Origin of the sequence: Kitasatospora sp. NPDC007106 (assembly GCF_040634455.1) — a bacterium.
Lineage (GTDB): Bacteria > Actinomycetota > Actinomycetes > Streptomycetales > Streptomycetaceae > Kitasatospora > Kitasatospora arboriphila.
This window is the reverse complement of the sequence record NZ_JBEYFP010000273.1, coordinates 1-7,632: the sequence shown is the minus strand read 5'-3', so window position 1 is coordinate 7,632 and position 7,632 is coordinate 1. Positions and strand designations below refer to the sequence as shown.

8 protein-coding genes and 1 pseudogene are annotated in these 7,632 nt (G+C 74.3%); 4 read left to right on the top strand and 5 right to left on the bottom strand.

Features of this window, described 5'->3' with window-relative positions; genetic code table 11:
• Positions 1-472: hypothetical protein (locus ABZ641_RS20515; protein ID WP_359983655.1), on the bottom strand; the 472-nt coding region annotated here is incomplete at its 3' end.
• A gap of 254 nt (positions 473-726) precedes the next feature.
• Positions 727-1,158, bottom strand: coding sequence for a hypothetical protein (locus ABZ641_RS20510; RefSeq protein ID WP_359983654.1), 432 nt, complete (start codon positions 1,156-1,158; stop codon positions 727-729).
• Between the two features lie 211 nt (positions 1,159-1,369).
• On the opposite strand from ABZ641_RS20510, the gene ABZ641_RS20505 reads away from it, so the two are divergent.
• The gene (locus ABZ641_RS20505; RefSeq protein WP_359983652.1) at positions 1,370-2,584 is read left to right on the top strand and encodes a serine hydrolase domain-containing protein; all 1,215 of its coding nucleotides are present in this window, start codon (positions 1,370-1,372) and stop codon (positions 2,582-2,584) included.
• A 136-nt stretch (positions 2,585-2,720) separates the two neighbouring features.
• A complete protein-coding gene (locus tag ABZ641_RS20500) occupies positions 2,721-4,646 on the top strand; it encodes a cellulase family glycosylhydrolase (protein ID WP_359983650.1) in 1,926 nt (641 codons plus the stop codon).
• Between the two features lie 4 nt (positions 4,647-4,650).
• On the opposite strand, the gene ABZ641_RS20495 is transcribed toward ABZ641_RS20500, so the two are convergent.
• On the bottom strand, positions 4,651-4,944 hold the full coding sequence (locus ABZ641_RS20495) for a hypothetical protein (protein WP_359983647.1): 294 nt from the start codon (positions 4,942-4,944) through the stop codon (positions 4,651-4,653).
• A 75-nt stretch (positions 4,945-5,019) separates the two neighbouring features.
• Between ABZ641_RS20495 and ABZ641_RS20490 the strand changes: the two genes are divergently transcribed.
• A complete protein-coding gene (locus ABZ641_RS20490) occupies positions 5,020-5,562 on the top strand; it encodes a hypothetical protein (protein ID WP_359983644.1) in 543 nt (180 codons plus the stop codon).
• Positions 5,563-5,582: 20 nt separating this feature from the next.
• Here the strand turns inward: ABZ641_RS20490 and ABZ641_RS20485 are convergent, their stop codons facing one another.
• Positions 5,583-6,590: a hypothetical protein gene (locus ABZ641_RS20485; RefSeq protein ID WP_359983641.1), complete on the bottom strand. Its 1,008-nt coding sequence runs from the start codon at positions 6,588-6,590 to the stop codon at positions 5,583-5,585.
• 99 nt (positions 6,591-6,689) lie between these two features.
• Between ABZ641_RS20485 and ABZ641_RS20480 the strand changes: the two genes are divergently transcribed.
• The gene (locus tag ABZ641_RS20480; protein WP_344623926.1) at positions 6,690-7,262 is read left to right on the top strand and encodes an AAA family ATPase; all 573 of its coding nucleotides are present in this window, start codon (positions 6,690-6,692) and stop codon (positions 7,260-7,262) included.
• A 59-nt stretch (positions 7,263-7,321) separates the two neighbouring features.
• On the opposite strand, the pseudogene ABZ641_RS20475 reads toward ABZ641_RS20480, so the two are convergent.
• Positions 7,322-7,632 (bottom strand): annotated as a pseudogene (locus ABZ641_RS20475) (hypothetical protein); the annotation flags it as partial.

Sequence of the window (7,632 nt, the reverse complement as noted above, 5' to 3'; positions counted from 1 at the left end):
CCGGGAGACGAAGGAGCGGTCGATCTTCAGCTCGCCGACCGGCAGGCTGCGCAGCCGGGTCTCCGGACGTGCACGTCTGGTCGAAGTCCCTGACGAGACAGAGGTTGTAGCCGTCGTCGTCGTACTGGACCTTGGCGTCGAGGTCGCAGCCGACCTGGGAGTGGCGGCCCGTGGACACCGTGAACGAGTCGCCTGCCGTGGCCGAGTCCGACGCGTAGACATCCCCTGACGGATCGCTCGACACGAGGAACTTCCACCCGCCTCCCGCCACCCCTGTCGAGCACTCGTAGTCGGGTACGGCGTTGAGGATCCCACTCCAGGTGAGGGTGTGGTCGGCCGACACGTGCAGCCTGGCGCCGGCTGCATTGCCCCAGTCGCCGACCAGATCGGCCTGCCCGATCACCGCCGACCCGCCACCGGCGCCGGCGCACGACGTGCACCCCAGAACCAGACACCAGAGAACTGCGGCCACCCACCCGAACCGCCCGTTGAACCGGTGGGTCGGCCGGCGGCCCGTCCCGCCACCCGGCCGCGGCTCCGACGGCGCGGCAGGGTCGGTTCCGGCCGGGGTTCCGATAGTCGAGTCCATGTCCATCCGGTGGTGGGAATGCGTCGCCGCAGCCCGCAGGGACTGGGCTCTACGGAGTCTTCGGGGGAGCCGCTGGCCACGGCCGCACCGACCGTCCGGAGAGCCGGTGCCGGTTCCCGCACTGCGGTCGGGTGCTGTCACCGGGCCGCTCGGGAATACCGCAGGGCCCGGCCGAGCACCACGCCGACGAACAGCGGCAATTCGGCGCATCCGGCGTACACCAGCCAGACGACCGCTTCGACGAGGAGCCCGTGGGGCGTCGGAGCTCCAGCCGATGCGCCGAGCCAGAGGCTCTGCGCCAGGAAGAGGGCGGCGGAGAGTCCGGCCGCGAGGCCGAGGAGTGCCCGGGCCTCCAGGTAACCGAGGAGGATGCCGAGCAGCAGGCCCGAGCCGCCGCCCAGGAGGAGTACCAGCGGCAGAACCGCACTGCCCGACCGGGGCCCGGCGACCGACGGGAGGAAGAGGGCCAGCGGCGCGAAGACGGCCCAGGCTGCGGAGCAGTACGTGCTGTACAGCGGAGGTCGGAGCCTCGTGCTGCCGCGTACCGTGCGACCGCTGTACTCGGGCATCGGGCCCCTCCCTGCCGTTCCCGGGCAGGTGGAACCCCTGCCTCGCTCGGTGCCGGTCATCCTTCCAGCTCTTTTGAACGCGTTCAAGTTCTCTTCCGGTGGATGGCGCCGGGCTCCGGCCACTCTTCCGGGGGACGGTGGGTCCGGCCGTCCGGCGGAGGTGCCGGGGTGTCGGGTCCGGGGTGGCGCGGCGGTGTTCGCACGGTGGGGCATGACACGTACTCAGACCGCGCTGCTCTGTGCGGCCACGCTGTTCGCCGCCACGCTGCAGTCCACGGCCGGGGTGGCCGTCGCCGCCGGGGGTGGCGGGCACGACGGGCAGGCCTGCGTCAGCACCCCGGAGCCGCTCCGCGGGAAGGCCCGGCAGGTCGACCGGATCGTCGGCCAGGTGAAGGACGAGCTCGGGCTGAAGGCCGTCCTGTTCAAGGTGACCCAGGGCGGCCGGGAGGTCGTCACCGGGGCGCAGGGCGAGTCGATGACGGGCGTGCCGGCCGAGCCGGGCATGCACTTCCGGGCCGGTTCGGTGGCGATCGCCTTCATGGGCACCGTGCTGCTGCAGCTGGTCGAGGAGGGCGAGGTCGGCCTCGACGACCCGGTCTCCCGGTGGCTGCCCGGCCTGCCGCACGGCGACGAGATCACCCTGCGGATGCTCGGCAGCTCCACCTCCGGCCTGGTCGACTACGTCCGCGACCCCGGTTTCCTGGCCGCGCTCGCCGCCGAGCCGTTCCGCCAGTGGACGCCGGAGGAGCTGGTGGGCATCTCCACCGCCCAGGACCTCTGGTACGACCCGGGCACCAGCTGGAGCTACTCGCACGCCAACTTCGTCCTGCTCGGCGAGGCCCTGGAGCGCATCACCGGCACCCGGCTGGACCGGCTGCTGGAGGAGCGGGTGACGGGCCCGCTCGGGCTGCGGAACACCCGCAACAGCTTCACCCCGGAGATCGAGTCCCCGGTGCTGCACGCCTTCACCGCCGAGCGCGGCACCTACGAGGAGTCCACCTTCTGGAACCCCTCGTGGACGACCGCGCCGGGTGCCGTCCTCACCACCCACATCTGCGACCTGGAGCGCTCCGCCCGGGCGGTCGGCAGCGGCGAGCTGCTCGACCGCCGTTCCTTCCGGGTGCAGCTCGACCCCGGCACGGTCGGCCTCGGCGGGGCCACCAAGACCTGCCCGGCGGACGTCTGCCTACTGAACACCGAGGCCAGGCACTTCGGGCTGGGTATCCTGGTGGTGAACGACTGGGTGGTGCAGAACCCGTCGTTCTCCGGCTACGCCGCCCTCCAGGCGTACCTGCCGCAGAGCCGGCTGTCCATCGCCGTCTCCGCCACGAAGGGGCCCGACGCCCCGGAGGGGAACGCCGCCCAGGTCGTCGCCGAGCGCATCTCCCGACTGCTCGCCCCGCAGAACCCGCTGGACCTCCGCTGACCCGGCCGTCCGCCGGCCGACACCCCGCGACGAGGTGTCGGCCGGCGGCGGTTCAACCGCTCTACCGCCGGGTAACTCGGCTCTGCCGACGCAACGTTGGCATGAATCCGACACTCTTGACACCCGGGCAGGCCCGATGATCCGGCACCTCCTCCGCACCGCACTGACGCTCGCCCTCCCGGCCGCGCTGCTCGTCGCCCCCGCGGCCTCGGCCGCACCGGCGTCCGCCGCCGGTTCACCCGTGGGCGCGGCGGCCTCCGGCCCCGCCGCCGACTGGACGGCGCCGCTCTCCACCCGCGGCCGCTACATCGTCGACGCCACCGGTGCCCGCTTCAAGCTCCGGGCCGGCAACTGGGACGGCGCCCAGGGCTCCTGGACGGGATCCGGCAGCGCCGCCGACCCGGCCAACCACCACAGCGGCCAGGACTCCCACGGCATCCCGCTCGGCCTCGACCGCGCCCAACTACCGACCCTGATGGCGGACTTCCACCGCCTCGGGCTCAACAGCATCCGGCTGCCCTTCTCCAACGAGATGATCCGCACCACCGCGCCGGTGCCCGACGCCGCCGTCGCGGCCAACCCGCAACTGCGCGGCCTCACCCCGCTGCAGGTCTACGACGCCGTGGTGCGGGCGCTCACCGCGGACGGCTTCGCGGTGATCCTCAACAACCACACCAACACCACCCGTTGGTGCTGCGGCCTGGACGGCAACGAACGCTGGAACAGCAGCCAGTCCACCGCGCAGTGGGAGGACGACTGGGTGTTCATGGCCCGGCGCTACCGCGACAACAAGCGGGTGGTCGGCGCCGACCTGTACAACGAGGTCCGCCGCGACTACCTCGACGACCCCAACTGGGGCCTCGGCGACGCCCACGACTGGTACGCCGCCGCCCAGCACGCCGGGGACCGCATCCTCACCGAGGGCAGCCCGGACCTGCTGATCGTGGTCGAGGGCATCAACTGGACGGGCATCCCCGCCGACGGCCTTCCGCACGGCCGCCCCACCCTCGCCCCCGTCCGCACCCTCTCGCACACCCTGGTCGCCTCCCACAAGCTGGTCTACTCGGCGCACTTCTACGGCTACACCGGCCCCAAGCACAGCGGCGCCACCGGCCTCGGCGAGACCCACGACGCCCGCTACCAGGACCTGAGCCGTGACGAGCTCTACCGGGTCCTCGACCAGCAGGCCCTCTACGTCGCCGCCGAGAGCGGGCAGCACTTCACCGCCCCCGTCTGGGTCAGCGAGTTCGGCATCGGCGCGGACGAGGCCGCGGCCGCGCCGCGGACCTGGTTCGGCAACTTCACCGACCGCCTGGCCGCCCTCGACACCGACTTCGCCTACTGGCCGCTGGTCGGCTGGAACGACCCCGGCCGCGGCGACAGTTGGGCCCTCCTCCGGTACACCGCCACCGGCGGCCGCTCGGGCCTGCTGGACGGCACGGACTGGCGCGCCGACGCCTGGAACCGTCTCGCCGCCGCGCCCGGCCTCACGGGGCCGGTGCCGGCCGCCGACTCCTGGCACATGCTGACCACCGACCACGCCGATGCCGTGCAGTCCCTGCGGGTGCGCGCCGCAGGAGACTGGGACGGTGGAGCCCGCAAGGCCGTCTGCCCCGACGGGGAACGCCTCGCCGGCGTCGCCCACACCGGCGGCCGCGGCCTGTGCACCGACACCGCGACCGGCGGCGACCTGCGGGCCGCCACCGGCGAGGCCGTCGTCGTCCGCGACGAACGCAACGTCCCGGCAGGCGGCGACTGGGCCTCCGGCTACACCAAGTACCAGTGCGCGCAGGGCCAGTACCTGATCGGCTACAGCCTGCGCGGCTCCCGGGTCTCGGCCGTCCTCTGCGCCACGGCCCGCCGCCCGCTGGGCACCGGCACCCGCACGGTCTGGTTCGACCGCGGCGACAACCGCCCGTCCGCCGGCCCCGGCGGCGAATTCGCCTACGGCGCCTACAAGGGCCAGTGCGCACCCACCGAGTACGCCGCCGGCCTCGCCTTCACCACCCGCATCGGCTCCTCCGGAACCCCGGACGCGCTGCTCTGCCGCCCGCTCTCCTGAACCGCTACGGCGCGGGCGCGGGCACTGCCGTGAGCACGAGTCCGTCGTCCGTCCCGGCACGGCCGACCCGGACCTCGACGGTGCCCGCGCCGCGCCGCAGCGTGAACACCGGATGGACCGCCATCAGGAAGTCGAGCCCCTCCCGGTCGGCCGCCGACAGGGGAGGGGCGAGCAGCGCCTCGCACCGCCACGCTCCGCCGGCCGTGGAGACCGCGCCGAGACGGACGGCCACCCGGCCCAGACAGGTCTCCGGGTTGGCCCACCACTCCAGGTGCGCGGTCGTATCGCGGTCGTCCATGCGGCCAGTGTCGCAGCGCCGTCCACCGGATATCGTCGGCCGGGCGACAGCGGCGAGGCGGATGCGGACGGGCGGGTGACGGTGGTTCGGGAGGACGACGTGCGGTGGCTGTCCGGCCTTGTGGGACGGGCCGAGCCGGACGAGGGCTGGGCGGAGGACGAGCACCTCCGGTACCGGCTGTACCAGGAGTGCCTGGCGGCCTGCCCCTCGGCGGCCGACGAGGAACGGATCGTGGGGATCGTCGTCCGGGACCAGGACGCGGCGATGGCCGAATCCACGCTGGTGTGGCACGTCGACCGGCTGGCACCGGACTTCACCACGGCGGAGGGCCTCGCCGACCGGGTGAGCACCCTCGCCGGACAGGCGCCGGGGTTCGCCTTCCTGCAAGCGAGGATCGGGCAGTGGGTGCCGGTCAAGCGGGCGGAGGCCGACCCGGAGGGCTCGGTCGCGGCCGTGCTGGCCGGGAACCTCTGGCTCCAGCGAACGATCGCGGACACCTCGCGGTCGCCCGTCCTGGTGGGCGTCCTCGCCGAGCGCGGAGCGGCCCGGAAGCTCCGGAACACGGCCGCGGACCGGCTCCGCAGGCTCGCCTCCGCCGGGGGCGCTGCGTCACCTTGAGCCGGGGCCGCAGCCCGGTCTCAGCTGCGGAAGCCGACGTGGACGTGGTCGTGGTGGGCGTCGTCGGTGAAGAACTGGTTGGGGGCGGTGCCGCCGGAGAGCTGGCGCGGGCCGCCGACGTTGTAGGAGCCGCTCGCCGCCGCGGCCCGCATGAAGCCGTCGACCAGGTCGTGCGGGGTCGCCGGGTCGACCACCTCGTGTCCGTCGATCCGCCAGACGTCGAAGGCCCGCCCCGGCGGATGGTCGCTCGGCCGGGAGGTGCCGAACACGTCGATGGGATGCCCCGAGCGCAGCACGGTCACCGCGTACGAGTACCGCCCGGCCAGCGTCAGCATCGAGGCGAGGACGCTCTCGTGCACGCCGCCCCCGCGGACGTCCGCGACCGCGGCCGGCGGCAACTGGATCCGCGGCTCGGCCAGCACCCGCTGCGCCGCGTCGGAGAGGGTGGCGGCGGGCGGTGCCGGCTCCGCCGGGTGCAGGGCCGTGACGTTCCAGCGCGGCTGCGCCCTGACCAGCCGCACGTCGACGGTGGTGCCCCCCGAACCCTCGGTGGTCCACTGCCGGCACGGGACCATCACGCTGGCGGAGTCGGTGAGGTGTCCGCCCCACTGGGCGTTGACGACCTGCAGGACGGCCTGCGGGGCGGTGCCGAGCAGCGGTCCGGCCTGGTCGGCGAGCGTGGGGTCGAGGCCGAGCGCCCGGACCCGGTCCCGGGCGGCGGCCAGGCCCTGCCCGCCGGCGGGCCAGGCGCCGAGCGCCTCGACCAGCTGGGTCGCCCGCAGTTTCACGTCCGGGTCGATCTCACCCGGGCCCGGCTGCCACGGGGCGGTGGCCGGGAGCGCCGTGGAGGAGCTCTCCGAGGGGGTCGCGGGCGCGGACGGGCTGGCCGGCGCGGCCGGGGAGGCGGCACCGGTGGCCGTCCGGCTGCTGGTGCAGGCCCCCAGCACCACCCCCGCCAGGCCGAGCAGCACCGCCCGCCGGGGCACCTGGAACGCCTGCGGCGAGGGCCGGGGGTTCTCGGCACTCACCGCTCCACCGTACGACGGCCGCGCCCGGGCGGCCCGGCCACCGGGTGCAGCGTCCCGGAACGCCGGAACCCGGCGCACACCCCGTGTGATCATGTCGGCATGGCAACCGGTCGGATCATCTTCCTCAACGGCACGTCCAGCTCCGGCAAGTCCAGCATCGCGCGGGAACTCCTGGACGTCCTGGACGACGGCGTCTTCTTCCACCTGGCGGTCGACGGCTTCAACGCCATGCGCACCAAACGGGAACTCGGCGAGGCCGAACTCGCAGCCGCGCTGCGCCGCACCAGGGAGGGCTTCCACCGCTCGATCGCCGCCATGGCGAGTGCGGGCAACGACGTCGTCGTGGACCACGTGCTGAGCGAGGAGTGGCGGCTGCTCGACTGCCTCGCCGTGCTGCCGCCGGAGGACGTGCTGTTCGTCGGCGTCCACTGCCCGCCGGACGAACTGGCCCGACGCGAACGGGACCGGGGCGACCGGCCGCCGGGCCTCGCGGTGCACCAGTACGGGCTGGTGCACCGGCACGGCGACTACGACCTGGAGTGCGACACCGCCGCGGCGAGCCCCCGGGCGTGCGCGGAGCGGATCAAGGAGTTCCTGCCGCGGCGTCCCACGCCGACGGCGTTCAGCCGGCTCCGCGAGAGGTACCTGACGGACGGTCGGCACGCGGTCTGAGCCGTGATCCGAGGTGGACGGGGGCACCTCAGGGGCGCGTGGGGGCAGGGAGCGACGCGCTACACCTGGACCGGTGTCGCGGGGCGGCTTTCGCGGCCCGGGCGGTCGAGGGCGGTGGCGGTGTACCGGCCGGTGGGGAGGGGCAGGGGACGGGCGCAGTCGGCGGCGGGCAGGCAGGCGGCCAGGGTGTCCGCGGTGAGCTGCGGACGGTCGCCGGGTGTCTGCGGGAGGCGGTGGACGGCGTAGCGGAACGGCGGCGGGCCGCCGGGGGCGATGCGCAGGGTGCCGTCCGCCGCGGTCAGGACGGGCGCTGCCGGGGGAGTGCCGCCGGCGAGCCGTGGCAGCAGCGGGGGCAGGGCGGGGCGGTGCC

Bases quoted from the DNA above. Each gene is read 5' to 3' on its own strand.
- ABZ641_RS20510 (WP_359983654.1), bottom strand. From the start codon at position 1,158: ATGCCCGAGTACAGCGGTCGCACGGTACGCGGCAGCACGAGGCTCCGA.
- ABZ641_RS20505 (WP_359983652.1), top strand. From the start codon at position 1,370: ATGACACGTACTCAGACCGCGCTGCTCTGTGCGGCCACGCTGTTCGCC.
- ABZ641_RS20500 (WP_359983650.1), top strand. From the start codon at position 2,721: ATGATCCGGCACCTCCTCCGCACCGCACTGACGCTCGCCCTCCCGGCC.
- ABZ641_RS20495 (WP_359983647.1), bottom strand. From the start codon at position 4,944: ATGGACGACCGCGATACGACCGCGCACCTGGAGTGGTGGGCCAACCCG.
- ABZ641_RS20480 (WP_344623926.1), top strand. From the start codon at position 6,690: ATGGCAACCGGTCGGATCATCTTCCTCAACGGCACGTCCAGCTCCGGC.